General features: G+C 43.6%; 22 protein-coding genes. 9 read left to right on the top strand and 13 right to left on the bottom strand.

Annotation, left to right across the window (positions count from 1 at the left end; genetic code table 11):
* Nucleotides 1-266: 266 nt before the first annotated feature.
* Nucleotides 267-545: a hypothetical protein gene (locus GC098_RS04060; protein ID WP_171641175.1), complete on the bottom strand. Its 279-nt coding sequence runs from the start codon at nucleotides 543-545 to the stop codon at nucleotides 267-269.
* 148 nt (nucleotides 546-693) lie between these two features.
* Nucleotides 694-2,115: an S-layer homology domain-containing protein gene (locus tag GC098_RS04055; RefSeq protein WP_171641173.1), complete on the bottom strand. Its 1,422-nt coding sequence runs from the start codon at nucleotides 2,113-2,115 to the stop codon at nucleotides 694-696.
* Nucleotides 2,116-2,334: 219 nt separating this feature from the next.
* Here GC098_RS04055 and GC098_RS04050 point away from each other — a divergent pair, with 219 nt between their 5' ends.
* The 4 genes from GC098_RS04050 (at nucleotide 2,335) to GC098_RS04035 (ending at nucleotide 6,925) form a co-directional block, all read left to right on the top strand.
* The gene (locus tag GC098_RS04050; RefSeq protein ID WP_171641171.1) at nucleotides 2,335-3,987 is read left to right on the top strand and encodes an FAD-dependent oxidoreductase; all 1,653 of its coding nucleotides are present in this window, start codon (nucleotides 2,335-2,337) and stop codon (nucleotides 3,985-3,987) included.
* Between the two features lie 169 nt (nucleotides 3,988-4,156).
* Nucleotides 4,157-4,933 (top strand): DeoR/GlpR family DNA-binding transcription regulator, encoded by a 777-nt coding sequence (locus tag GC098_RS04045; RefSeq protein WP_171641169.1) that lies wholly within the window; start codon nucleotides 4,157-4,159, stop codon nucleotides 4,931-4,933.
* Nucleotides 4,926-5,750 carry an HAD family hydrolase gene (locus GC098_RS04040; RefSeq protein ID WP_171641167.1) on the top strand — a complete coding sequence of 275 codons (825 nt, stop codon included), beginning with the start codon at nucleotides 4,926-4,928 and terminating at the stop codon, nucleotides 5,748-5,750. Before GC098_RS04045 ends, GC098_RS04040 begins: the two co-directional genes overlap by 8 nt.
* On the top strand, nucleotides 5,747-6,925 hold the full coding sequence (locus GC098_RS04035) for an MFS transporter (protein WP_216625139.1): 1,179 nt from the start codon (nucleotides 5,747-5,749) through the stop codon (nucleotides 6,923-6,925). Before GC098_RS04040 ends, GC098_RS04035 begins: the two co-directional genes overlap by 4 nt.
* Nucleotides 6,926-6,971: 46 nt before the next feature.
* Here GC098_RS04035 and GC098_RS04030 read toward each other — a convergent pair whose 3' ends face one another.
* From GC098_RS04030 to GC098_RS04015, 4 genes are all read right to left on the bottom strand, one after another.
* Entirely contained in the window at nucleotides 6,972-7,517 is a 546-nt protein-coding gene (locus GC098_RS04030; RefSeq protein WP_171641165.1) for a hypothetical protein, read from the bottom strand.
* A 48-nt stretch (nucleotides 7,518-7,565) separates the two neighbouring features.
* Nucleotides 7,566-8,996: a DEAD/DEAH box helicase gene (locus tag GC098_RS04025; protein WP_171641163.1), complete on the bottom strand. Its 1,431-nt coding sequence runs from the start codon at nucleotides 8,994-8,996 to the stop codon at nucleotides 7,566-7,568.
* A gap of 110 nt (nucleotides 8,997-9,106) precedes the next feature.
* A complete protein-coding gene (locus tag GC098_RS04020; RefSeq protein WP_312879983.1) occupies nucleotides 9,107-9,628 on the bottom strand; it encodes an RNA polymerase sigma factor in 522 nt (173 codons plus the stop codon).
* Nucleotides 9,629-9,778: 150 nt separating this feature from the next.
* The gene (locus GC098_RS04015) at nucleotides 9,779-10,612 is read right to left on the bottom strand and encodes an alpha/beta hydrolase family protein (protein WP_171641161.1); all 834 of its coding nucleotides are present in this window, start codon (nucleotides 10,610-10,612) and stop codon (nucleotides 9,779-9,781) included.
* A gap of 84 nt (nucleotides 10,613-10,696) precedes the next feature.
* Between GC098_RS04015 and GC098_RS04010 the strand changes: the two genes are divergently transcribed.
* Nucleotides 10,697-10,954, top strand: coding sequence for a DUF2573 family protein (locus GC098_RS04010; protein WP_057307489.1), 258 nt, complete (start codon nucleotides 10,697-10,699; stop codon nucleotides 10,952-10,954).
* A gap of 53 nt (nucleotides 10,955-11,007) precedes the next feature.
* Here the strand turns inward: GC098_RS04010 and GC098_RS04005 are convergent, their stop codons facing one another.
* Nucleotides 11,008-11,784, bottom strand: a complete 777-nt coding sequence (locus GC098_RS04005) for an SDR family NAD(P)-dependent oxidoreductase (protein ID WP_216625138.1) — start codon at nucleotides 11,782-11,784, stop codon at nucleotides 11,008-11,010.
* 85 nt (nucleotides 11,785-11,869) lie between these two features.
* Nucleotides 11,870-12,328 carry a chemotaxis protein CheX gene (locus GC098_RS04000; protein ID WP_171641157.1) on the bottom strand — a complete coding sequence of 153 codons (459 nt, stop codon included), beginning with the start codon at nucleotides 12,326-12,328 and terminating at the stop codon, nucleotides 11,870-11,872.
* 283 nt (nucleotides 12,329-12,611) lie between these two features.
* On the opposite strand from GC098_RS04000, the gene GC098_RS03995 reads away from it, so the two are divergent.
* Nucleotides 12,612-14,297 carry a PAS domain-containing sensor histidine kinase gene (locus GC098_RS03995; RefSeq protein ID WP_171641155.1) on the top strand — a complete coding sequence of 562 codons (1,686 nt, stop codon included), beginning with the start codon at nucleotides 12,612-12,614 and terminating at the stop codon, nucleotides 14,295-14,297.
* Between the two features lie 4 nt (nucleotides 14,298-14,301).
* Nucleotides 14,302-15,096 (top strand): TIGR01457 family HAD-type hydrolase, encoded by a 795-nt coding sequence (locus tag GC098_RS03990; protein WP_171641153.1) that lies wholly within the window; start codon nucleotides 14,302-14,304, stop codon nucleotides 15,094-15,096.
* A 394-nt stretch (nucleotides 15,097-15,490) separates the two neighbouring features.
* Here GC098_RS03990 and GC098_RS03985 read toward each other — a convergent pair whose 3' ends face one another.
* The gene (locus GC098_RS03985; protein ID WP_171641151.1) at nucleotides 15,491-16,069 is read right to left on the bottom strand and encodes a PadR family transcriptional regulator; all 579 of its coding nucleotides are present in this window, start codon (nucleotides 16,067-16,069) and stop codon (nucleotides 15,491-15,493) included.
* A gap of 13 nt (nucleotides 16,070-16,082) precedes the next feature.
* Nucleotides 16,083-17,609: an MDR family MFS transporter gene (locus tag GC098_RS03980; RefSeq protein ID WP_171641149.1), complete on the bottom strand. Its 1,527-nt coding sequence runs from the start codon at nucleotides 17,607-17,609 to the stop codon at nucleotides 16,083-16,085.
* A 252-nt stretch (nucleotides 17,610-17,861) separates the two neighbouring features.
* Between GC098_RS03980 and GC098_RS03975 the strand changes: the two genes are divergently transcribed.
* Both GC098_RS03975 and GC098_RS03970 read left to right on the top strand, forming a co-directional pair.
* On the top strand, nucleotides 17,862-18,764 hold the full coding sequence (locus GC098_RS03975; protein ID WP_171641147.1) for a LysR family transcriptional regulator: 903 nt from the start codon (nucleotides 17,862-17,864) through the stop codon (nucleotides 18,762-18,764).
* A gap of 187 nt (nucleotides 18,765-18,951) precedes the next feature.
* Nucleotides 18,952-19,758: a histidinol-phosphatase gene (locus tag GC098_RS03970; RefSeq protein WP_171641145.1), complete on the top strand. Its 807-nt coding sequence runs from the start codon at nucleotides 18,952-18,954 to the stop codon at nucleotides 19,756-19,758.
* A 52-nt stretch (nucleotides 19,759-19,810) separates the two neighbouring features.
* On the opposite strand, the gene GC098_RS03965 is transcribed toward GC098_RS03970, so the two are convergent.
* The 3 genes from GC098_RS03965 to GC098_RS03955 all read right to left on the bottom strand — a co-directional run bounded on the left by GC098_RS03965 (nucleotide 19,811) and on the right by GC098_RS03955 (nucleotide 24,120).
* A complete protein-coding gene (locus GC098_RS03965) occupies nucleotides 19,811-22,123 on the bottom strand; it encodes a bifunctional diguanylate cyclase/phosphodiesterase (RefSeq protein WP_171641143.1) in 2,313 nt (770 codons plus the stop codon).
* 186 nt (nucleotides 22,124-22,309) lie between these two features.
* Nucleotides 22,310-23,575 carry an MFS transporter gene (locus tag GC098_RS03960; protein WP_312879982.1) on the bottom strand — a complete coding sequence of 422 codons (1,266 nt, stop codon included), beginning with the start codon at nucleotides 23,573-23,575 and terminating at the stop codon, nucleotides 22,310-22,312.
* Nucleotides 23,576-23,580: 5 nt separating this feature from the next.
* Entirely contained in the window at nucleotides 23,581-24,120 is a 540-nt protein-coding gene (locus GC098_RS03955) for a GNAT family N-acetyltransferase (protein WP_171641139.1), read from the bottom strand.
* Nucleotides 24,121-24,128 lie beyond the last annotated feature (8 nt).

Raw genomic sequence — 24,128 nt, 5'->3', positions numbered from 1 at the left:
TGCTCATTGACTTGCTAGCGAGATTTTGCAATCTCTTTTTTGAACGATTTCTCGTTCGTGCTTACTCACTCGTTGTTCAGTTTTCAAAGATCAATTTCTTTCGTTTGCCGTGCTGCTCTCGCTGCCGGATTTATAATATAGCATAATCGCCTAACCAAATGCAAGCTTTATTTTTACTTTTTTCGATAAAAATTTCAGCTGTTTTGGCCGGAAGAACAATATATCATGGTAACTTGGATATTGCAATACGTTATTCGACATTTTTTTCAGGTTGGCGTGCGATCAAGTACTTGCTCTACAAGCTCCTGCTCGAAACGTTCCTTTAATGAATCATTGCTAGGCCCTACAACCAAGCCAATCTCTTTGAATTCGCGGATTAAGTTTTGAATATCAGCAAGGTTTCCCTCTTGAGCGAATTGTTCCGTTTGCTCAATGACATGATAAGCAATAGCTTGATAAGCGTCGGAAAAACTTTGATCAACATTGGAAGCACCTCTGTAATCCGCATAATACCTTTTAAATGTAGCCATGAGTATTTCGTCCATCTGTCAACTCTCTCCTTTCAAGATAGGAGTCAGTTTGCCTCAAAGAAAGAAAAAATATGCAGCATTTAAAAGCAAAAGCTCCCGCTGTCTGACAGCAAGGAGCTTTTCGCATGATTCATGCCTTTTTCATTTTTTCTGTAAAGGAAAATTATTTAACTTCAATTGAAGTAATAACTTGATTATATCCTTTTAACTGAACCGGATGATTTTGCACTAGTTGAGTACGGTCGCCAGTTATTACTACATTCGGAGATACGTTGTAGATTGTTGATGTGTTATTTTGCGTTAATGAAACTGTTGCGATCTTACCTTGTGCGTCTGGTGTCGAATAGTTAAAAAAGCCAATTACATCAATTGCTTGATTATCTTGAGCCAACTTCGTCACTTGAATAGTAACTTGGTTACCGGAAGTTGTGATATTGACTACATCGCCAACTTGAAGCAATGCAGCAGGTACCTGTACACCACCACGATAAATAACTACATTAGAGCTAAGTGGATATGGAGTTGTTGTTCCTGCTGAATTCGTTAAAGTCAACACATTATTGTTGTTGTAAACTGCAGCACTAATCGTCCCGCTTGTGACGTTATTTTGTTGAGCCATTTTCGTTACTTCAATATAATTAACAATATTATTAAAACCATCAACTTTAACTTCATCGCCTACTTGCAGTTGAGCAGGGCTTACTTGTACACCATTACGTAGTATGAATACATTTGGGTGAAGTGTGTACGGAGTTGATACGCCATCTTTAGTAAGCGTAAGAACGTTGTTAGCAACTACAGCGTTGACAGTTCCCGTGCTAACACTTTGGTCCTCGTCAGGCAATTGGTTGCCTGCACGATCCAATAAAGCAGCCAATTGAGCGCGTGTTACGTTTTGAGTTGGTTTAAATGTGTTATCTTCAAACCCGTCAATCAGACCTTTTTCGATCGCTACAGCTACATAACCTACAGAACCGGCCGGGATTTTGCTTGCATCTTTAAATTGAAGTTGAGTATTCATTTTCGCTTTTGCTTCAGCTTCCAATTTCAAAGATTTGACCAAGAGTGTAGTCGCCCACAGACGATCCGCAGGTTGATTCGGTTTAACGGAATCTTCACTTTCAGAGAACAAATCATTTTCAAGAGCTACAGCTACATAACCTACAGCCCATGCAGGAATTGAATTCGCATCTTTAAAGTTCAGCTTCGTTTGCATTTCAGCAGCAGATTCCGCTTGCTCACGCAATCCCATGTTGCGAACGGCTGCCACAATAGCTTGAATGCGGGGAACCGCGATGTCAGGCTTAAATGATCCATCTTCGAATCCTTCGAATACGCGTTTGGAGGACAAACTGGCTATGTAACGTAATGCCCATTGAGCACCTTGCATATCGTTAAAGTTAAGATTAATGTTGATGTTCGTATTAACTTTATTATGGTTGTTGCTTTTATTTTCATATTTAAAATCTTTCTTATCATCACGGTCATGATCATTGCCTTTAGCGAACGCTGCAGCTCCGCCCCCCATTACCATCGTAAGTACAAGACCAGTTGCTACTGCTTTTTTCATTAAGTTCTTCTTCATTGTTAAATTCTCTCTCCCTTATTCATATGATTGGTATAAATAATGTGGAGCCTTCGCGAAGGGTTCCTGTGTTATGCTACAAGAATTCGCCCATGCGACTATCTTTTGGGGGGTGCACATTAAAATCTTTTATATCAACCTACACTTCTGAGTCTATTAAATCCACTATGAAACTGCTAAACTTAAACCATATCAGACTATCGGTAAAGGAGTTTATACATGCGTTTACGGAATCCGCGAGTTCAACTTATTATTGCTCTAGCCGTTCTGCTTATTGTTTTGTTCGCATTTTCGTATAACAAGATTTGGCCTAAGCAAGGGAACACTGAACCGAATGTTTCTGCGTCAACCATCAAGCATCCAAACACTCCAATCGTGAGCGATGCCCCCACAGCACCTCTTGTCGCAACCAATAATGAGAGCGTTAATACATATCCTACTGAACACATCGATGTCGTTGTGATCGGTAGTGAGCTTGAAGGTCTTTACTTAGCCAGAGCGGCTGCAGATGAAGGCTTGAAGGTTAAAGTACTGGATCCTCATAAAGCTTTTGGAGGTCAGATTCTTCAAAGTCAAATGCTATTTCTCGATGAAACCCGCGACGATCAAGGTCATTTACTCGTACAAGGCCGTGTCAAAGAATTATTCGACGGGTTCAGAAACGCCAAAATTCGTAAGCTACCTGAATTCACTACATATATGAATAAATTAATAAAAGATATTCCTTTGGAATCTGGTATTGTCATTAATGAGATTGAACAAACGAGTACACCTGATCATATGCACAAAATCGCTTCTCTCGTTTACAGTACGGAACAGAATGAAAAAAAGAAAATCACGGCCTCCTATTGGGTCGACAACAGTGATTATGCGGCTTTAATCAGTCGATTGGATGCCAAGCGGTTGCCAGGTCTTGAAAAGTTCTATGGTCAAAATGAGATTGAGTATATGAGCGCTGGCATGATGATGAAGTTCAAAAATGTCGACTGGAAAAAGTTTAATACTGCATTTAATCTATTAAAACCGGAAGAGAAATCGAAACAATTCGGTGGCGGTTATGTAAGTGATAGCTTCGCTATTGGGCTAAGCGGAATGACTAAGGCCTATCACCCTTCTAATGATCGAGTCTTTCTAAGAGGATTGAATGCGGTACATCAAAGGGATGGAGAAGTACTAATTAACGCCCTTCTTGTTTATACCGTTGACCCTTCAAAACCTGAATCCATCCAAGAGGCTGTTAACCTGGGGAATAAAGAAACTCCTTTGATTCTCAATCACTTCCGTAAAACGTTGCCGGGTTGGGAACATGCTGAATTAGGCGAATTTCCTACGTATCCCTATGTCCGAGAATATAATCACTATGAAATGGACTATGTTTTAAAACCATCTGATCTCCTTTCAGGCACGATGTTCTGGGATAATGTCAGTATTGGTGGGTACCCGCTTGATTTACAGGGCACTAGCGCTAACAAGTGGGGTATTGAAATGGGGCGTCCTGATAAATACGGCATGCCGCTGCGCAGCTTTTTGCTGAAGAATTATGATAACGTCATCGCGGCCGGGAAAAATGTAGGTTCATCGGCTATCGCCTATGGAAGTACAAGGATTCAACCGAACACTAGTCTAGCTGCAGAGTCTATCGGAGTTATACTAGGTCAGCTGCATGGCAAGCAAAAGCTCAGGGAAATAAAACCTGATGAAATGGCCAAACTCCAACAGTACTTAGCTCACCACTATCAAATCAAGCTTACAGGTGTAGTCGGTACGAATAAAATTACCGGTTGGAACGAAGAAGAAATTAGAAAGCTCGACTCCGGAGAAATTACATATCCTAGCTATATTAAAACCAGAAAAAAACCTGCTGTTAAATAATCAGATAAATGGATCAGAAAACCGTGCATTCGTTCCTTGAACGAGTACACGGTCTTTTTTTATGCAATTTACACAAACAAAATAGTTGAATTAATGCATATTCAGCATTATAATAAGCATTATACTTATAATCACTTATTATCACTTAAGCGAAAGGAGTGAAACCCCCTTGTTTCAAGAAGAAAGACTTATTGCAATCGTCGAATACTTAAAATCAAATAAACGAATTACGGTTGATCTTATTTGTGAGCTCTATGATGTATCACGGGACACAGCTAGACGTGACATGGTTAAGCTCGAAGAGCAAGGCACTATTGTTCGAACGCGCGGTGGCGCCATCCTCCCGACCCTTTCCAAAGAAGTTGGAGATTATGATCAAAGGCTGCAAGCCGAATCATCCTCGAAGCTAACGATTGGCAAGACAGCTGCGGCACTCATTCAAGACGGCGATTATATCATGATGGATGCCTCGACCACAGTCCTACATGCAGCCACAGCACTAAGCTCCAAACAGAATATTGTCGTGACAAGTTCAATTGAAATTGCTGCTATTCTCACTCGTAAAGATGAAACGACGATCCATATTCTTGGCGGTGTACTGGATAACAAGCACCACAGTGTATATGGAGCGAAAGCGATCGAGATGTTAAATGACTATCATGTCGATAAACTGCTCATCGGGACTTGCGGAATTACAGAGGAAGGGCTGTCTGCTCCAAACGAAGAGGATTGTTATCTGGTGAGAGCCATGATGCAGCATGCGGACCAAGTTATTGTACTAGCGGATCATTCCAAATTCGGAAAGCGATTGTTTCATCGCGTAGTGGGATTCGAAAGTATTGACATCCTCGTAACGGATCAGGCATTAAGCCCTGAGATGAAAGAGAAATTACTTGCATGTGATGTGGAAATCGTATTAGCAGGAGGAGAAGACCAAAATGATTAAACTTATCGTAAGTGATTTGGACGGAACATTACTTGATCATAGTAAAAAAGTCAGTTCAAGAGAAGTGGCTGCATTAAAGAAGGTCAAAGAAGCCGGTATAATGCTTTGTTTGGCATCGGGAAGAATGAATATTGAAATGCAGCAAGTATTGGCGGATATTGGTCATCGCGCCTATTCCGTATCACAAAATGGCGCGTTCATCCATTTGGAGGACGGTAAGTTCATGAAATCTCAGCTTTTTCAACCTGAATTGGCTTATCAAGTGTACCAACTTCTTAAGGATTTTGATCTCGTCAAGCTTGTTTGCTCGGGAGAAGCGAATTATATCACGAATTTGACTCCTGCTTCTGATGAGGTGCAATCTCGAACATTCCAACCTTTTATTGTAAAAGAAGATGTGGAGCAGTCTTTGAAAGGTGACTTTGCTGTTTGCAAGTTCTCGATGTTTGGAAAAATAGAAACGCTCTTAGAGCTTAAGGCTCTTATGGAAGAAAAGCTTGGAGATCAGCTTGAAATGTTCATTTCCGATAAAGATTGTCTTGATATTATGCCTCTCGCTGTTTCAAAGGGCAGTTCTCTGCTTCTACTTATTGAAAAATTGGGCTTGCAGCCAGAAGAGATCGCCTGTTTTGGGGATTCTTTCAACGATGTATCGATGTTCGGCATCACACCTCATAGTTTTGCTATGAAAGGTGCTCACCCGGAGGTCAAACAAAAGGCATTGTACCACGTTGATTCTGTTGCAGAAGCCATTGGTCATGTATTTGCTTATAACGAGAAATATGCATTAGAACAAAAAGGAAGCACTGCATTATGAAAAGACTACTTATTATGGGGTGCTTGTCATATTTATTGACAGGTTGTACCCACGTTATTTTTGGCGCAGTTTTACCTGAATTACTTGCCCATTACGATCGGAGTTACAGTGATGGTGGAATGCTAGTCTTCCTAGAATTCGGTGGTTTCCTTCTAGGTGTCCTTTGTATGCCTAGTCTTATTCGTCGCATCAGTCGCAGAAGTACCATTACAGCGGCTTTTGGTCTTCTCTTTTTCGCCATGATCGCCATTGCCCTACTGCCTCCATGGCCTATTACGGTTTGTCTCTCATTCATAGCCGGGGTCGCTTTCGGACTTGTCGAATCCTGCATTAGCACCTTTGTATTAATGGCTGCGAAGGATAATCAAGCGATTGCCTTTAATAAGCTCGAGGTTTTCTTCGGCCTCGGGGCGTTATTTATGCCAATTATCTCAAGTATTCTTATTGCCGGCGGTTTATGGAAATATGGATTCCTGCTATTAGGTTTAAGTGCACTCGCAACAGGTATCGTCTGGTCGAAGCTTTCCTTAGGCGAGCATGATGAGCTGTTAGCTCATAAAGCAGATCGCTCACAGCGGACAGAGAAACTCCCTGCACTTACGAAGAGCTCCTTGACGTTTCTTCTTCTACTCATGATCGTTTTCTTCTTATATGTAGGAATGGAAAATACCATCGTTAATTTCTTGCCTTCCATCTTTACTGATCAATTACATGCTTCCAGCTCCGTTTCGTCCCTCGCCGTAACAGCCTTTTGGCTTGCGATGGTGATAGGACGTATATTCGCCGGTGTTGTTGCCGAGAAAATGACTTATTTCCGTTACTTGGCGGTCTCTTTTGCAGGCAGTTTGCTCACCGTACTTATCTGGGTGTTTAGCACGAATCTATGGAGCAGCTTCGCCGTTGTACTATTACTTGGATTATTCATGTCTGGTATGTTCGCAGTAGCTCTCATTTATGCGAATCAATTGCTTCCAGGGCGTACAGAGCAAACAACGAGTACGCTTATTGCAGCAGGCGGGTTAGGAGGTTCTATTCTTCCCTTAGGTGTCGGTTGGGGGATGGACCGTTTTCATGTAGGCGTGTCAATTTGGTTTGTACTGATTGGCATGTGTGTCGTATTAGGAATCATTTTATATTCTCGGAGATGGAATGTTCAAACCTCAAAGTCTGTATAAAGTTAAAAAAAAGCTGAAATCCTTAGTGGATTCAGCTTTTTCTATGTTATCGCAACGGCTTTAATTGGATGATGATGGCTTTTTCCTCGAACAATACGTTCTTTACACCAATAAGTTTTGGCAAGTGATCTTCAATAGGGAGTTCAAAAGGCGCAAGTTGAACCCATTCACTTGGTACTTGCATGCCTTTAATACTTGTATTTCTATGTTGAACGACTAAATTCGGCGGGTTCCAAGCAAGGGTGAACATCATTTGGGCACCGATGGGGATCTTCTCCCGCCACCTCACATTCACGTCAGCCACAAGGTTTAAACCTTGAAGTGTAAGTTTCGCCCCTTCAATTCGAAAATCGTTAGGCAGAACCTGATGTGCAGCTAGCTGCTTCTTTACCACATCATTAAGATCTTGTTCCGTTAGCTGTACCTCAAGCTTCCGGTTCTTGACGATGTCTGCGATCTTACTGCTGATCGTGATTTCTTTATAATCTAGGTTTAAAGCCTCGGTTGGTTTAACATGCCGAATGGCGATCGCAAGTAGAGCCGTAAGGATGAGGACCACAGCTATGGCGAAAATGAATAATTTTTTCAGCACGTTTCACACCCCGCAGATGACAATTTGTTGTTGCCCTCGTAAATAGGGCTACTCTTTGTTCTGCTGCTTTTCTTTGAGCCAGCGAGGAGCGCCCTTGCTCTTGCGATCTCGCTCGCGTTGGGCTTTACTCACGGCCTTGCCACCGGCAGCCGTGTTCGCTTGCGCCGCCGGCTTCGCCGGGGCAGCACTGCTCTGGCCGCGCGCGTCAGGCGCCGCGGCGCTAGTGCGCACCGCGCCCGCTGGCGCGGCAGCATCCCGCGCGTCAGCGGAGCCGCGCGAAGGTGCTGCGCCGCTCGGGCGCGCAGCTTCACGGCGGCTGCGCATCGTCGCCGCACTGCGATCCTGGGCCGGGTCGACGAGCCGGCCTTCGAACATCGCCTTCGGCGCGATCGTGATGCCGAGCTGCTTCTCGAATTTGTCGAGAATGAACTGCTCCTTCGGCGTCACGATAGAGATGGTCGTGCCCTCGCGGCCCATCCGACCGGTTCTGCCTACGCGGTGGAGATAATACTCCGCGTTAGTCGCAGGATCCAAGTGGAAGACGTGGGTCACGCCTTCAATATCAAGTCCTCTTGCGGCAACGTCCGTTGCCAGCAGCAATTGAAATTTTCCATCCCGGAAATTCCCCATCACTCTGGCCCGATCTTGTTTACTAGCTTCTCCGTACAAGGCTTCAACAGATAAACCAACGTATTGGAGTTTACCCACCACTTGGGCAATATCGTCCGTGACGTTGATAAACACGATAGCTGATGTAGGCTTAATCAGACGCACAAGTCTTCTTAACGTATCGATCTTTTCACGTTCCTGGCACACCACATACATGTGTTCCAATGTTTCGGCTGTGCGCTGATTCGGATTGATTTTGATAATTACAGGATCTTTGAGCCATCTCCCCGCAGCTTGTTCGGTGCTTTGCGGGATCGTCGCGGAAACAAAAACCATCTGACTGGACTTAAGCATTCCTTTAAGGACTGCTTCAACATCCTGCATGGAACCTAGCTCGAACACTTGGTCCACTTCATCAACAATACCCATTTTCACATGATGCAATGTTAGCTTCTTTATTTTCATAAGTTCAAGTAAACGACCTGGTGTACCAACAACAATATGAGGGTGTAGTCGAAGCTTTTCTACTTGTCTAACAATGGCCGCTCCACCAATAAGAGATTGAGAACGAATCGGTCCTCCGTCAGTGAACTTCTCAATTTCTTGCATGATTTGCATACCAAGCTCCCTAGTAGGAACTACTACAAGCACTTGCAATTGTTTTTGCGTAGGATCGATTCGTTCCAATGCTGGAAGCAAATAGGCTAATGTTTTGCCCGTACCCGTTTGAGACTGAATGATGGCATCTTTCCCTTGCTTTAAAACAGGAATACCTTCGGCTTGAATCGGTGTTGGCTCACCAATCCCTAATTCTTGCAATTTATCTAAATAGGACTGCGCGATCTGCAGTTGTTCAAAGCTTGTACTCAATTTACGAAAACCCCTTTTCTCATCCAATCTAATGTCCTTATTATATGCCACGCCGTAAAACGATACAAATCGACATCCACGCAAGCAGAAATAAGAGTCCTTAAGGACTCTTATCCGCCGGATCCCCACTCTTCAAGCAGTCTCTGCTTAATCACATCACGCGCCCGGAATAAGCGTTGCCGAACGACTCCCTCCGTTACACCAAGCTCATTAGCCATATCTTTGTAAGATAAATTATGGATCCATTTCATCGCAATAATTTGTCTGTAGGAGGGACTAAGTTGATTGATGTAGGTGATAATAGCCTCGCGCATTAGCTTCAGCTCGACTTCTTGATCTAGTGGAACCAGATATTCAGATGTTGGTGCCGCTTCCTTGATACAGAGCTTGAGTTCAGCTTCCAGCTCATCCCGGTTGCGCTTATGCTTACGAAGATGATTGAGTGTAACATTCCGAGTTAACTTCTTAACCCAGCTTTCATATTTATCAATTTCATTCAATAAAGGCGCTTTTCGAACAGCCCTAAGAAATGACTCCTGAATAATGTCCTCCACCGCCGCATGATCCCTTAATATGAAGTAAATCATGGGATAAACGAGGAGATAGAACTCCTGGTATATCTGCTCCTGCACGCTCTTATCTAATGTATAAAAATCACTGCTGAATATCAGTCTCAGAGACTTCGAATTAAACGCCCCCTAGCCTACCAGGTAGAACCTACGTGTTATGTTCCTACCTTATTTTAGGTCATAAATGGGGAGTAAACAATAATAATAATTAATTTATGTGGAAAAGACTTCCTGTTTACTTCGTTTAAGCTTCTCATCAAGCCATGCAAATACATCATCTAGAGCCTTTTCATCTTCTTTCCGAGGAAACCGATGTTCGAGTCCTGTATATAGAACCATCGTATAATCTTTGCCGGCTTGATCCAGAGAGTTAGCCAGTTTTCTTGCATGCCCAATGTCCACTTGTGAATCATGCGTACCATGGATAATATAGATGGGCGAGTTGATTTCATTTACCCAACATGCTGGCGACCGATCGATGTAAGCCGCGATTTGTTTCTTCGGATGTCCGACAACCCGTTTGAGCATACGCCGCAAATCTACACGCTGCTCATAGGTATCCAACATGTCACTTACACCTCCCCATACGACAACAGGACCAACCCCACTGCACTCTCGGGCTGCGCGCATGGCCATAACAGCACCTCTGGAAAATCCGATTAATGGTACGGGACCAGGCAATACTTCCTCTAAAGATTGCACCATTGGAATGGCATGAAACAAATCGAACCTGTCTTCCCCTCCAAAATCCTCACGTCCTTCCCCACCTTCATTCCCCCGATAATAAGGAGCAAAGACGACGTAGCCGCGTTTAGCCATCGATATAATTCTTCGTTTACGAACCATACCAACACGTTTAATGCCGCCGCGGCAGTAAATGACAGCAGGTCGTGGACTTGTTCCATCAGGAACAGCTAAAAGGCCTTTCACTTTTAGGCCTTGACTAACATAAGTAAGGATATAAAGCGATATATGCTTCACGAAGCAGCGAATTTGCTCTTTTCCTACTAGTTGACCATCTCGGATATCATCTAGTGCTATGGACATGGGTCCCCCCCTATTTTGACAGCTGTTATATCTTCATATAAACTAAATGTACTCCACCTATTTTCCATCCGAAGGGATGAAACTATGAATACAGATTTTGAGAACGAATTTAATTCCTTAGTGTTCAAAACAGCTGAACTCATCACAGGCGATACTTCACCTGAAATGCTTGAGAAAATCAAGATTTGGGCATTTTTTAATCATGTTCATAAGTCGCTGCCGGCCTTAACTTCCCACTGGAATCAAACGCATCCAGAAGGCAAAGCCGAAGTACGTCGCATTTTCGAAGAAATTCGAGATTTGAATCAGGCCTTGCAAGCGAAAAAGCCCGAACAGACTTAATCGTCAATTATGAAAGAAAAAAAGCGGAATCCCAATCTATAACTGGGAACCGCTTATTTTTTATTTAAAATGCCTGATGCCAAGCGATCGAACATTCGCGGGAATAGATGAAATAATTTGATCCCCATTCCAGCCACAAAAGGAAGATCTTTCTCAGGAATATTTCTTTCTATCGCATGTATGAGTTCTTTGACGACTTTCTCCGGTTTAAGCATAAACCAGGCCACATTTTTGACATAGTTACCGCTCGGGTCTGCTTTATCAAAGAAAGGTGTTGAGATGGGTCCCGGGTTAATCGCTGTTATAGAAATACAAGATCTTATAAGCTCCTGCCGCAAGCTATTTGTGAAACCTAGCACTGCGTGCTTAGTCGCGGAATAACCCGTGGATTTGGCAGAACCGATCTTACCCGCCATAGAAGCCACGTTCACAATATGACCGCTCCCGGCCTTCAACATATGAGGCAATACCGCTTGGGTACAGCGGACTAAGCCCATGTAATTCACATTCATCATATCTTCAAAATGAGCAAGCGGCGCTTCCGCAAATGACTCAAATATCCCATACCCCGCGTTATTAATCAAAATATCGATACGACCAAATTTGGCTATAATTTGTCCCACAACATCATGAACCTGCTCTGTATTCGTTACATCCATCTCGTAAACGGCATGCTGCCCTTGCAAGCCCGAAGCAATTTCTTTAAGTTTATTTGTACTGCGTGCAGTTAATATAGGAATGGCTCCTTTGGCTGCAAATTGCTGTGCCATAACGGCCCCAATGCCGCTCGAAGCTCCTGTTATCAAGACGATTTTGTTCGAAATGTTCAAGCTTACCTTCTCCTTATAAAAAAATGGAGATACCGCTTCAGCAGCACTCCAGTTCATTTTAACATATGTATCAAAAATAGGCCTCTTACGTGATTAATACTTGAATGTCCAGCTCACCAATGTTATCCATGATCAAAGGTATGGTCAATGCTCTCTTCGGCACAAATCCTGCAGCCGTCGCAGATTGGACAATTTTCGGCGGAGTAATATCCACCCTAACCCCTTGATTGAAGAGCATCGTGCTTGCATTCCCACTAATCATATTCCCCAGCTCAGAGATGGCGCTCTTACCCATATCGTCCATTTCTGTAATAACAAATCCACCCATCATGGCAGAAACCATTTTCAAAGCAACATCCTCAGCTAAGCCGAAAACAATATCGCCTTCCATCTGCCCGGTCATCCCGATTTGGATCCAGATATACTTTTCCACAAATTTGACGTCTTTGACGCCGAGCTGCCCCGTTGTTGGGCGAATGTTAGCAACTTGCTCGATGACAATTCTAGCCGACTCCAAAAAGGGATTAATGTACTCAGCCTTCATAGCTCCGCTCCGATCTCATTTGTGAATAAGTTCCGCAGAAAAACGACCTTTTTCAACATTATACCTAAAAAATTAGGACAAGTATACTGTCTTTTTCTATAAAATAGTTCCTACTACTCAGATACACATTCTCATCCTGCCTTCATACTTATATTGTCGAACAACGATGTTATTGTTCATGAACAAAGGAAAATGCAACATGAATATGGAAGATTATATATATTCGTGTCGAATCCTGATAAGCATATGGGAAAAATTCCTTAAAGGAGCGTTGAAAGTCTGTATGATAAAACAGCATATTACTGCTCGAAATTGGAGTTTATATCAACTTGCGCTTGTTTATCATATTATTGCCATATTTATAATCGGGGCAAATTTCTACTTTATACATCCTCTTGCTTATGTGCAAGACCACCCATTGATAGGTCTATTTATCGATTTTATCTTATTTGGCTCCATTCTCGCATTAGCTTTATTTGGCATTAAAGTCCTTAAAAAAAGAGAATCTTCCATTAATGAGACCGCGAAGCGATATAAATCACTTTATGATAATCATCCTGATTCTATTATCTCGTTTAGCTTGGACGGCGAGGTATTGTCCGCTAATCATGGTTTGGAAAGCCTTCTTGGACTAGCTCGTGAGACCTCGATGCTAACTTCCTTCATTCCTATGATCAATCCGCCCGATCTGCTCAAAGCCTTGCATCATTTCCAAGTGGCTTCAGCCGGGATGTCGCAAAATTTCGAGGCTGCTTTTGTTCATCAGAAAGGATACCCTATCCAATCTAATGTAACGTTCGTCCCCACGATGGTAGATGGCAGTATTGTTGGGGTCTTCGCCATTCTTAAAGATTTGACTGAAGTCAAGGAACAGAAGAAGGTCATCGATAAGCTGTATAAGCAAAATCAACTCATTCTCAATTCCGTTTCGGAAGGTATTTACGGGATTGATATGAGTGGTCGCACAATTTTCTGGAATAAGGCCGCTGAGGCGATAACCGGATGGAAAGTAGATGAAATGCTGGGCCGACAAATTCATAATCTCATTCGACCCGTTAAGAGCGATGGTACTCTTTATCCACCTGAGGAAAGTCCTATTTTGAATACGATTTTGAATCATGAAGTTTCTGATATGCAAGAGGATATGTTCTGGCGAAAAGATGAAACCACCTTCCCCGTCATGTACATGTCCAGTCCTATGCTGGAGGGCAAAGGTCAACTTCTAGGTACGGTTATTACTTTCAAAGATATTACCGAGTTGAAAAAGACGCAAGAGCTATTAATCAAATCAGACAAGCTATCTGCTGTTGGGCAATTGGCTGCTGGCGTTGCTCATGAAATCCGAAATCCGCTAACGGCTTTGAAGGGATTCTTACAGCTGCTTAAGACGAATAATGAGAAAGAGAAATATTACATAGAAATCATGCAAAATGAGCTGAAGCGTATTGAATTTATTGTGAATGAGTTCTTGATTGTATCCAAACCGCAGGCGACACATTTCGTAACTCAAACCTTGGATTCCATTGTCACAAGCACAATTGAACTCCTTCAACCTCAAGCACTGCTTGATAATATTCAGATTGAAGCAGAACTTATGCCAGATCTGCCACCTGTCTCCTGTGATGAGCATCAGCTTAAGCAGGTTTTCATCAACATTATGAAAAATGCGTTGGAAGCTATGCCACTAGGTGGTACAATGCGTATTCAAGCTCTACTGGACAATAACAGAAACTACATAACTATACGTTTCATCGATCAGGGTTGCGGTATTTCACCCGAGCGGCTGCCCAAGCTGGGAGAACCGTTTTATAGTACGAAGGAAAAAGGAACAGGACTAGGTCTTATGGTTTGTTTTCGAATTATCGAGGCACACGGCGGCTTTATGGAAATTCGCAGTAAATTAGAAGAAGGAACGACGGTAGAGATCAAACTTCCTTCCACGCAATCATCACATGAAAGGGAGTGTTAGCAAAATGAAAGGTTTTCTCATTGATTTAGATGGTACGCTGTACCGGGGGCATGAACCGATCCCCCATGCCGCGGCATTCATTCATTGGCTTAAGCAGCAGCAACTGCCCTATTTACTCGTGACGAACAATTCGTCTCGTACGCCGGAGCAGGTTGCCGAGCATCTGCAAGAGCTCGGCATAGAGGTTCCAGCGGCGGCCGTCTATACTTCCTCGCAGGCGGCCGCTCAGTACTTGACCGAGCAGCGCGGAGGTAACCGCGTTCACATGGTCGGCGAAGCCGGACTACGGATCGCCTTGGAGGCGTCCGGCTTCGCCCTGGGTGCTGAGACGACGCCGGATTACGTCGTCCAAGGCATTGACCGCAGCTTCTCCTATGAGAAGCTGACTGAAGCGGTCCGCCACCTGAAGCATGGCGCGACCTATGTGTTAACCAATCCCGACCGCATGCTGCCGTCGGATGGTGGGCTTATGCCAGGAGCTGGCTCCCTGGCAGCTTCGATCACCGCCGCCTCGGGCGTGGAGCCCGTGGTGATCGGCAAGCCTTCGCCGATTATCATGGCTTACGCCATCGAGCGGCTCGGGCTGCCTGCCGCCGATGTATGGGTCATCGGCGATAACGTGCATACCGACATCCGCGGAGGCAGGTTGGCGGGATGCCGCACGGCGCTCGTGTTGACCGGTGTCGCCACGGCGGACAACGTGCAAGAGCAGCTGGCGTCGGCAGGCTTGACGCCGGACTTGATCTGCGATGATTTGCAGCACTTCATCGAACAGTTCAGCGGAATTGACAGTTTATAGTTTTACTGTCATATCCAACAAGGACTAATTCCGTAAACGGTAAATACCAACTAACTCGGCCCCAGCACCAAATGCATACTAAGTATCTCAGTGATTGCTGTCTGATAAAAGTAGCTGTTTGCGCCAATTGTGTGAGTTTGGTCGGAGTTAAAGATGTTTTTTCATCGCTAAATTGGGATGAGCGACAGAAGTAGCTACTTTAAGGATGTTTTATATCGTTACCGCGGTGATTTAACCCTATATGAGTGAGATTGGCCGGAGTTAAGGATGTTTTTCATCGCTAAATTGGGATGAGCGACAGAAGTTGCTACTATAAGGATGTTTTATAGCGTTACCGCGGTGAGTTTCAAAAAAGCCGCAACTGCACTCAACAAGAGCAGTTGCGGCTTTTCTTCTATTCAATACGGTCCCAGTCAACTTCCAGCGGGGAGTTCTTCTCTTGCAAGCGGCCTTCTCTTGCATCCTTCTGCAGCTGCTCCAGCCATTTCAGTTCACTAAATGCGCGCTTGTACGCGCCCACCATCATTTGTAAGACAACTCGAGGAACAATGGAGATGTGTTCTTCATACAAGCTTTTCATCTTATTCATAATCATTTTTTGGGCCATAATCTTATTTTCAAGAATGTCGGCAATCTTCGCCTGATCCCCATGCACGGAAAAAGGCAGAGCGACATAAAGCGGATGATAGTGCTTGATTTCTTCATGCAATTGTTCCACTAATAGTTCTTGAAACTTTAATTTCCCGGCTGCGGTAATTTGATAGATCGTTTTCTCCGGACGATTCGTATCACGTACAACCTCATGTGCTTCTACGAGTCCATCCTTGTGGAGTTGATCCATCGCATAATACAGCGAGCCGTCTTGCAGCTTCATGTAGTTGTTCATGCCTCTTTCTTTCATCGTCTGCCGAATTTCATAGGTATGCCGATTGGCTTCCATTAACAGTCCGAGAATGACGAGCTTCATCGACATGGATGTTAACCTCCTAGTGTCCTACTGGTGCGCTTTCTTTGACTGGAGCACTTCCCACTTCAAGTTTAGCGTTACCCATGAATAAGATGAACACAAGACCGATTACAGCCAGAACAATGGTCGTCTGGAAAACAACGGCAATGGAATCCGCCAATGCTGTTAAGAGCTTGTGTAAAACTTCAGCGGGAATGTTTGCACGGACCTGTGGCTGAAGTAGAATTCGCGCATCATGAAACTTCTCGGCCATCGCTGGATCCTGAAGGGATGTTGTAATGTTATCTCTTAGCGAGTTGACTTGAATGCTGCCAAACACCGCTACCCCGATTGCCGAACCTACGGAACGGAAGAAACCAACAAGTGAGGTCACTGTGCCTCTGCGGCGAAAATCTATTTTATGCAGCGCAGACATCGATGTAATTGGGAAGCAAGCGCCAATCCCAAGACCAAGGAGAATCATGTAGGTTGTAATTAGCCAGCGTTTGGAATCGATAGAGAGTCCGCCTAAGAGCGAAGTTGCCAGCAGCAGTAAGACTATGGAAACTAGCATGACATTGCGATAAGAGAACTTACCGATGAAGCGTCCACCGAGTGCACTGCTGACAACGACACCAAGCATCATTGGGGTTAAGGTAGAGCCCGCACTTGTGGCTGAGCCTTCAAATACCCCCTGAATGAATAAAGGAATATATGTACCGGCTGAGATCAAGACCGCACCATAAGCAAAGCTAACACCCATGCTGGCGCTAAATAGCCGATTTTTGAACAAATCAAGCGGGATAATCGGTTCTGCTGCATATTTTTCAATCATAATAAATGTACCTAAGAGAACAGCAAAACCTGCAAACAACCCGATGATTTGTAAGGAATTCCAAGCATATTCTTTGCCACCAAGTTCCAATGCGAACATGAGGGAGATAATCGATGCTGTTAGGAAAATAGTACCGCCCCAATCAATTTTCGCCTTACTGTGTTCCACGGACTCGTGATAAGAGAAAATGATTAATATTAAGGACACTATGCCAAGAGGTAGATTGATAAAGAAAATCCATTCCCACGTCACATGGTCGGTGAAGTACGCGCCAATGATCGGCCCCAGTACGCTGGATAGTCCGAATACAGCTCCGAACAGCCCTTGCATTTTACCCCGTTTCTCTGGTGGGAAAATATCAAAAATAATCGCGAAAGTAATCGGCATAAGGGCACCGCCCCCGATACCTTGAATGGCGCGGTAGATGATAAGCTCGGTCATCGATCCTGCCGTTCCACATAAGGCTGAGCCAATCATAAATACAATAATACCGATAATAAAAAATAGTTTTCGGCCATACATATCGGATAGTTTACCGAAAATAGGCATGGCAGCCACATTCGCAATTAAATACGCAGAAAAAACCCAGACGAATTGGCTGAAACCGCCTAGTTTGGACACGATCGTTGGCATCGCTGTTGATACAATGGTCTGATCCAGCGAAGCCAGTAAGAGTCCCAACATCAACGCCACAACGGTCCACGTTGTATTTGACTTACGGGTTAACGACATAAATTGAATCTCCTTCATAGTTTATTTAATATATATAAAATATTATAATCAAATTTGAGTAATTAGCAACGAAAATTAGCTATATTCGTCCTAATTTCCTGGCTATATTGTGCTTGGTTGTCCATCTTTATTCTGAAATGTTGCCGTTTCCGGTATTCCTATCATATAATGGGGTTACAAAAGGTTTTTATGTTCTTTACAATTCCGATAAATTTTATTTGTATCTTTACTATAAAAGCAGGAGGTATGCTCATGAATATGAACCAGTTAGAAACATTGCTCACCATATCCAAAACAATGAGCTTTCGAAAAGCTGGCGAAATTCTCAACTTGACCCAACCTGCCGTTTCCGCACAAATTAAGAGTCTTGAAGACGAATTCGGCACAATTCTCATTGATCGCAATCAACCAGTTACTTTAACCGATAGTGGTAAGCTGTTCTTGGAGCATGCAGAAAAAATGCTGCGGATCGCCAGTGATCTTAAGCAGCGACTATCCGACTTACATCATACACCGCAAGGTCATATCCACATTGGCACGACAACGTCGATTGCCATGCAGATTTTACCGAGGGTGCTGTCCTATTTTCAAGACCAATTCCCACTGATCAAAACGACCATTCACTCGATGACCTCTTCCCAAATCATGACTTCAGTGGAGAATAGCCAAATTGATATTGGCATTACGTATTTGTTCGAAAAAAACCAAGCCTTAGAAACTTCGGTGCTTTATTATGATACTTTCGAGCTGATTGTTTCCACGCACCATCCTCTTAGTCGATTTGCCCATTTATCTATTGAGAAGCTGCGCAACATTCCATTCATTATGCTTTCTCCGGAAACAGCCGGGCGACGATTCGTCGATCAAATCTTCAAAGCCTATGATGTCTCCCCACACATTGTGATGGAGCTCTCTAGCAGCGAAGAAGTGAAGCGCATGGTGGAGTTAAATCTCGGGGTCGCTATCATCTCCAAGCTTTCTGTAGCAGATGAACTGCGACATGGAACTTTGAAAATGGTCAAAGTGAACGAATTGGATATTACGCATCCTGTAGGTGTAGTATATAAGTCAGGACGCTACTTAAATTCTGCGATGCAGCAGTTCCTTCGTGATCTAAAAGGAATGCCGGAAACCCAGTTTCTCGGCTCAGAATAAAAGTTCATGCTTACGATGCCAGTTTTGCTAAAGCAAAACTCTAAAGTTCATGCTTACGATGCCAGTTTTGCTAAAGCAAAACTCTAAGGTTCATGCTTACGATGCCAGTTTTGCTAAAGCAAAACTCTAAGGTTCATGCTTACGATGCCAGTTTTGCTAAAGCAAAACTCTAAGGAGGTTATTTTCGATGAAATTCGACCTACATACCCATCATGACCGATGTGGACACGCTAAGGATAAAATTCGCGATTATATTGAAGCCGCTATAGCCGGCGGATTGCAAGTCATCGGGATTTCTGATCATTCCCCTTATTTTGGGAGCCCCGATGACCAAGCTCAACCTTTAATCGCCATGGCTAAGAGCGAATTCCCCCGTTATATCGAGGAAGTTCTGCATCTAAAAAAAGAATATGAAGGAAAAATTGATGTGCTTCTAGGTGTTGAGTCTGACTATTTCCCTGAGCATGTCGAAGTTTACCGGCAAGAATACGCGAAATATCCATTCGATTACATCATTGGCTCTGTTCATTTATCTGGTGGGGTCAGTATTTTCAATCGCAACAGGTGGAAACATTTAAATGAAGAGCAGAAAATTCAACATAAAGAAGAGTATTATAACCTTATTGCGGAGTCCGCACGTTCCGGCATGTTCCATATTCTTGGGCATATTGATGCAATGAAAGGCTTCTATCCAGCCTTTTCTGATATCTCCACACCTAAGGTAAACGAAACGTTGAAGATTATCGGAGAAGCTGGTGTAGCGATTGAAATCAATACTTCAGGAAAAACGAAGGACGTTGGCGGCTGGTACCCTTCCAATGAAATATTGGAGCAAGCGCTGCATTATGGTGTTGAAGTAACCTTCGGCTCAGATGCTCATCTGCCAAGCCGAGTTGCTGATGATTGGGAAGAAGTTAGCAAGACGTTAAAAGAGATCGGCTTCAAACATTGGGTCTATTTCAAAAATAAACAAAAACAAATCGTTCAACTCTAAAACAAAAAAATCTCCTTCGCTCATCATTCAGCGGGGGAGATTTTTTTGTTATTTATTCAATATGGCCAGATGGGTTTGATTCAAGAAAGGCAAGCTTAGGCTGTAAACATTCCTGTAACACAGGCAGTGCTTGTTCGGCAGACATGGGCCGGAAGAAGTAATAGCCTTGAATTTGACTACAGCCATTAGTGACTAAGAAGTCCGCCTGTTCTTCTGTTTCAACACCTTCCGCAATAATTTGTAATTGAAACGAATTGGCTACGGAAATAATCGCTTTGATCATCGCTCGATCCTTGTCATCCGTTTGTACGCCGCGGACAAATGATTGGTCCAATTTGATTTTGGTGACTGGGAACCTTTTCAAATAACTTAGAGAGGAGTAGTGCGTACCGAAATCGTCGACGGATATCGCAATGCCCAGCCCGCGAAGCTTGCTAAGTGCGTCCAGTTGTTCATCCTGCATCGCGAAATTTTCGGTAATTTCCATCTCCAAATATTTAGCTTCCAGGCCTGTCTCCTCTAAAATTTGTATCACTTTATCAACAAAACGTTCATCATTCAGCTGTTTGACTGATAGATTGACCGAAATCGCTAAAGGTTCAATCGTCATGCTGTGCCAAGCCTTCATCTGCTTGCAAGCACCTCTCAAAACCCACTCACCAATACTAGCAATTGTACCTATTTCTTCTGATAGAGGAATGAAGTCAGCTGGAGAAATATATCCTTTGGTCGTATGATTCCAACGCAAGAGTGCTTCAACGCCGATAATTTTGCCTAATAAACAATCTACCTGCGGTTGATACACAATTTCGAGTTCATTCCGGTCAAGTGACTGACGAAGATGATTTCCCATCTCCAGCTTTGATAGGGAATTCATTGCCATCTGCTGATTAAAGAAGCTGTATGAGCTGCCGCTCTCTTTTTTGGCTATGTACATGGCAATATCCGCATTCTTGAGCAATGCTTCCCAAGTCACACCCCCATAAGGATACTGCACAATACCAATACTGGCGCTAATGAAAAAAGAGCGATTCGATAACAAACAAGGCGGCTTTAAGATTTCTATTAATTGTTCACAGAAGAGCTGAATCTCCTTCTCACTTGGACAATCTTCTAATAGGATGGCAAACTCGTCTCCACCAAATCTAGCAAACGTATGATAGGAAAGGTTTGATTGTCCAATACGATTAGCAACTTCCTGCAGCATAAGATCGCCCATATGATGACCATGCGAATCATTAACCATCTTGAAGTTATCCAGATCAAAGAAAAGCATCGCAAGGGATGTACGATTTATTTCGTTGTGTACAATTTGTTCTTTTAAGATCATTTGAAAGTGGGCTCGGTTATGTATCCCTGTCAGAACATCATGATAAGCCATGTACGATAGCATTTGTTCGGATTCCAACAAGCGTTTGGTTGAATCGTGCAGTTCCTGTTGTCCTGCCAGAAGCTCTTCATTTGCAGCAGTCAAATCCTCATTTGCAAACTGTAACTCTTGTGTGCGTTCATTTACCGATCGGTATAACTTATCTCTCTGTCTAACGATATACAGGATAAAGATGAGAGCGATTAGCAGAACAAGCATAAAAGCGGTGCGTATTAATGTGATTTGATGCTTAATACTCTGAACAGCACTTGCCTGCGGAAGCGCAGCAAGCTCCCATTTGGTATCCGTATGCTCAATAGTGGCCATCATCGGATTTTCTTGAAAAATAGAATCGTCGCCAAAAAACGCAGGCTCCCCAGGATTACGGATGGAAATCTGTAAATCCCCTGTATCTACATTCTTAATTCCTGCTTCGGCAAGCAGTTGATCCAGATTTACACCTACAGATACGAAGCCCCAAAAAGCACCATCTTGATAGATTGGCTTCCGAGCGACTAAACCATTAATGCCTTGTAGTAATTGAAATGGGCCATTCATTGTCATTTTTTTAGTTTGCAAAGCTCTTAAAATTTGCTGTTGAACATTAGCACGGGGATCCTGCAGCAAATCCCAATTATATATACTTTCGTTGCCCTGAATCGGATAAATGAACTTCATAACTCCTTTAGGCGCAATAATTAAATTAAACGTTGATCCCTGAGCTCCATGATAAAGAGATGCCATGTATTCCATGACTTCTTTATCGTCATTGCTTTGCAAGTAGCTCGCATCCACATAAGCTTCCAAGCTTACCATCATATTAAAATTACGGTCAATAACGGATTGTAAAGCCAATGCTCTTGAGGATAATTGGGACTGTTCCGTAATTTCAAGCTCATGGAGTAAGGAGTCCTTATACTTATTAAGAACAAACTCTGACGATGAAACTAATATGACGAAAATTAGAGCTATTATCGTGTTTTGAATCATTTTCATGCTACTCTACCCCTAAGTCATATGAAAGTTTTATGCCACAATTCGACATCATCACCCTCTATTATTTCATCTATAAACCTTCCGATGCAATCTTTTTATTGAAGTTGGTATTACTTTGCAAAAATGAATGAGAAAAAACAAGAAGAACCTAGCCTAGATTGGCTGGATCCTTCTTGTTTTCCGATTTTACAACGCTCTGGCTGCCGTTCCTGTACGCCCTATACGTATTGCCATAATGGCAGCAATCATACAGACGAAGCCCGCCATAAGAAAGGGTAGCGAATAGCTGCCGAGCAAATCTCTCAGCAGACCTGCCTCATAGGCAGCAAAGGATGCCCCGAGCTGGTGAGCTACTACAATCCAACCAAAAACCATGCCTGCCTTCTCCTTGCCGAAAATATCCGATGCAATCTTCACGGTTGGCGGAACAGTTGCAATCCAATCTAATCCGTAGAAAACGGCAAAAATAAGAAGCTCCGTATAGCCTAAACCGAGCGCTTGCGGCAGAAAAATAAGCGAAATTCCGCGAAGCCCGTAGTACCAAAACAGCAGCCAACGCCCGTCAAATCGGTCGGTCAACCAACCGGACATCGTCGTCCCGACCAGATCAAAGATGCCCATGAGCGCCAGCAATCCCGCTGCACTTACTTCAGGAATGCCAAAATCCCCGCAGGCGGGAATAAGATGCGTACCAATTAACCCATTCGTGGAGAAGCCGCAGAAAAAGAACGTCCCCGCAAGCAGCCAGAATGCCTTGTTCTTACTGGCATCTCGAAGGGTAAGCAGAGGGGTCATAAAGATGTTGCCTTTGAATTCGGCAGGCTTTACGACTTGATCTGACCCATAAGGAGCAGCGCCTATGTCATAGGGATGATTGCGCATCCAGATCGCTACAACAGGGATTAACACCGCAATCACAGCAATTGCTGTATAAATGGCATAGCGCCAACCGACGTCCACCGTTATTTTAGCCAGAAGAGGTAGAAATAGCAGTTGCCCTGTCGCCGCGCTGGCTGTCAGAATGCCAACCACCACACCTTTGTTCTGAGTGAACCATCGATTCGCGATTGTTACACCGAGCACATTGGCAAGTGAACCCGTTCCAAGCCCCACAACGACCCCCCAAAGCAAATGAAATTGCCACAAAGCCATGATCATAGGTGTCAGCGAAAGGCTTGCCGCGATGCAGATAAGGGAGATCAGCACCACCCGACGAGTACCAAAACGCTCCATTAATGCCGCCGAGAAAGGTCCCATCAACCCATACAAGAAAATATTAATGGAGACAACGGAGGATACATCCGCTCGGCCCCATCCGAACTCTTTTTCAAAGGGAAGCATGAAAATGCTAGGCACCGAGCGTATACCCGCCGATACAATCAAAGTAAAGAAGGTCACCAGGACAACAATCCAGCCGTAATGCAGTTTGGTGCGTTTTGCTAAAGTTCCCACTCCATTTACTCCCATTCTTCGGCCAAAATCCCATAAACCTCATGATCATGAAAGGTGTTATAACTGAACTCGGCCTGTCTAATTGTTCCTTCATGTTTGAATTTCAACCTCACCGGTACTGCGCGGCTCTTGAAGTTATCTGTCCGAGCTCTTATTTCGATCCGATTTAATTTCAATTCTCTCAAGGAGTAGCTCACGATACATCTACAAGAATCAGTCATGATCCCTTTCCCCTGATACCCTTCTGCAAGCCAGTATCCAATCGACGAATGCTTATTCCCCCAATTAATTTCATGGAGACCTATACATCCAACGATTTCATTTCGATAAAAAATGCCGCAAGAAAAGCCATTGTTCTTTGCAAAGCGGCTAAGCTCTGATTCAATATAAGCTCTTGTGTCTTCTACTTGTGTTGTTTTATCAACCCATGGAAGCCATTTCGCTAAATGAGTACGATTCTGATTGACCAAATGGAATAAGGCATCTGCATGCCTGACTTCTAGTAGCTTTAGTTCCAGTTCATCACTTATTTTACAGGAAAACATGATTGACC

It is taken from the genome of Paenibacillus phytorum, from assembly GCF_013141715.1.
In the GTDB taxonomy this organism is placed as follows: Bacteria; Bacillota; Bacilli; order Paenibacillales; family NBRC-103111; genus Paenibacillus_E; species Paenibacillus_E phytorum.
Note: the sequence above shows the minus strand (reverse complement) of the source record. Positions and strands in the feature narration are given on the sequence as shown.

Excerpts from the sequence above, each read along its gene's own strand:
- GC098_RS03955 (WP_171641139.1), bottom strand. The coding sequence starts at position 24,120 with ATGTTTTCCTGTAAAATAAGTGATGAACTGGAACTAAAGCTACTAGAA.
- GC098_RS04015 (WP_171641161.1), bottom strand. The coding sequence starts at position 10,612 with ATGTCCATAGCACTAGATGATATCCGAGATGGTCAACTAGTAGGAAAA.
- GC098_RS03990 (WP_171641153.1), top strand. The coding sequence starts at position 14,302 with ATGAAAGGTTTTCTCATTGATTTAGATGGTACGCTGTACCGGGGGCAT.
- GC098_RS04040 (WP_171641167.1), top strand. The coding sequence starts at position 4,926 with ATGATTAAACTTATCGTAAGTGATTTGGACGGAACATTACTTGATCAT.
- GC098_RS03970 (WP_171641145.1), top strand. The coding sequence starts at position 18,952 with ATGAAATTCGACCTACATACCCATCATGACCGATGTGGACACGCTAAG.
- GC098_RS04055 (WP_171641173.1), bottom strand. The coding sequence starts at position 2,115 with ATGAAGAAGAACTTAATGAAAAAAGCAGTAGCAACTGGTCTTGTACTT.
- GC098_RS04000 (WP_171641157.1), bottom strand. The coding sequence starts at position 12,328 with ATGAAGGCTGAGTACATTAATCCCTTTTTGGAGTCGGCTAGAATTGTC.
- GC098_RS04060 (WP_171641175.1), bottom strand. The coding sequence starts at position 545 with ATGGACGAAATACTCATGGCTACATTTAAAAGGTATTATGCGGATTAC.
- GC098_RS04010 (WP_057307489.1), top strand. The coding sequence starts at position 10,697 with ATGAATACAGATTTTGAGAACGAATTTAATTCCTTAGTGTTCAAAACA.
- GC098_RS03995 (WP_171641155.1), top strand. The coding sequence starts at position 12,612 with ATGATAAAACAGCATATTACTGCTCGAAATTGGAGTTTATATCAACTT.
- GC098_RS04035 (WP_216625139.1), top strand. The coding sequence starts at position 5,747 with ATGAAAAGACTACTTATTATGGGGTGCTTGTCATATTTATTGACAGGT.
- GC098_RS03975 (WP_171641147.1), top strand. The coding sequence starts at position 17,862 with ATGAATATGAACCAGTTAGAAACATTGCTCACCATATCCAAAACAATG.
- GC098_RS03985 (WP_171641151.1), bottom strand. The coding sequence starts at position 16,069 with ATGTCGATGAAGCTCGTCATTCTCGGACTGTTAATGGAAGCCAATCGG.
- GC098_RS03980 (WP_171641149.1), bottom strand. The coding sequence starts at position 17,609 with ATGTCGTTAACCCGTAAGTCAAATACAACGTGGACCGTTGTGGCGTTG.
- GC098_RS04050 (WP_171641171.1), top strand. The coding sequence starts at position 2,335 with ATGCGTTTACGGAATCCGCGAGTTCAACTTATTATTGCTCTAGCCGTT.
- GC098_RS03965 (WP_171641143.1), bottom strand. The coding sequence starts at position 22,123 with ATGAAAATGATTCAAAACACGATAATAGCTCTAATTTTCGTCATATTA.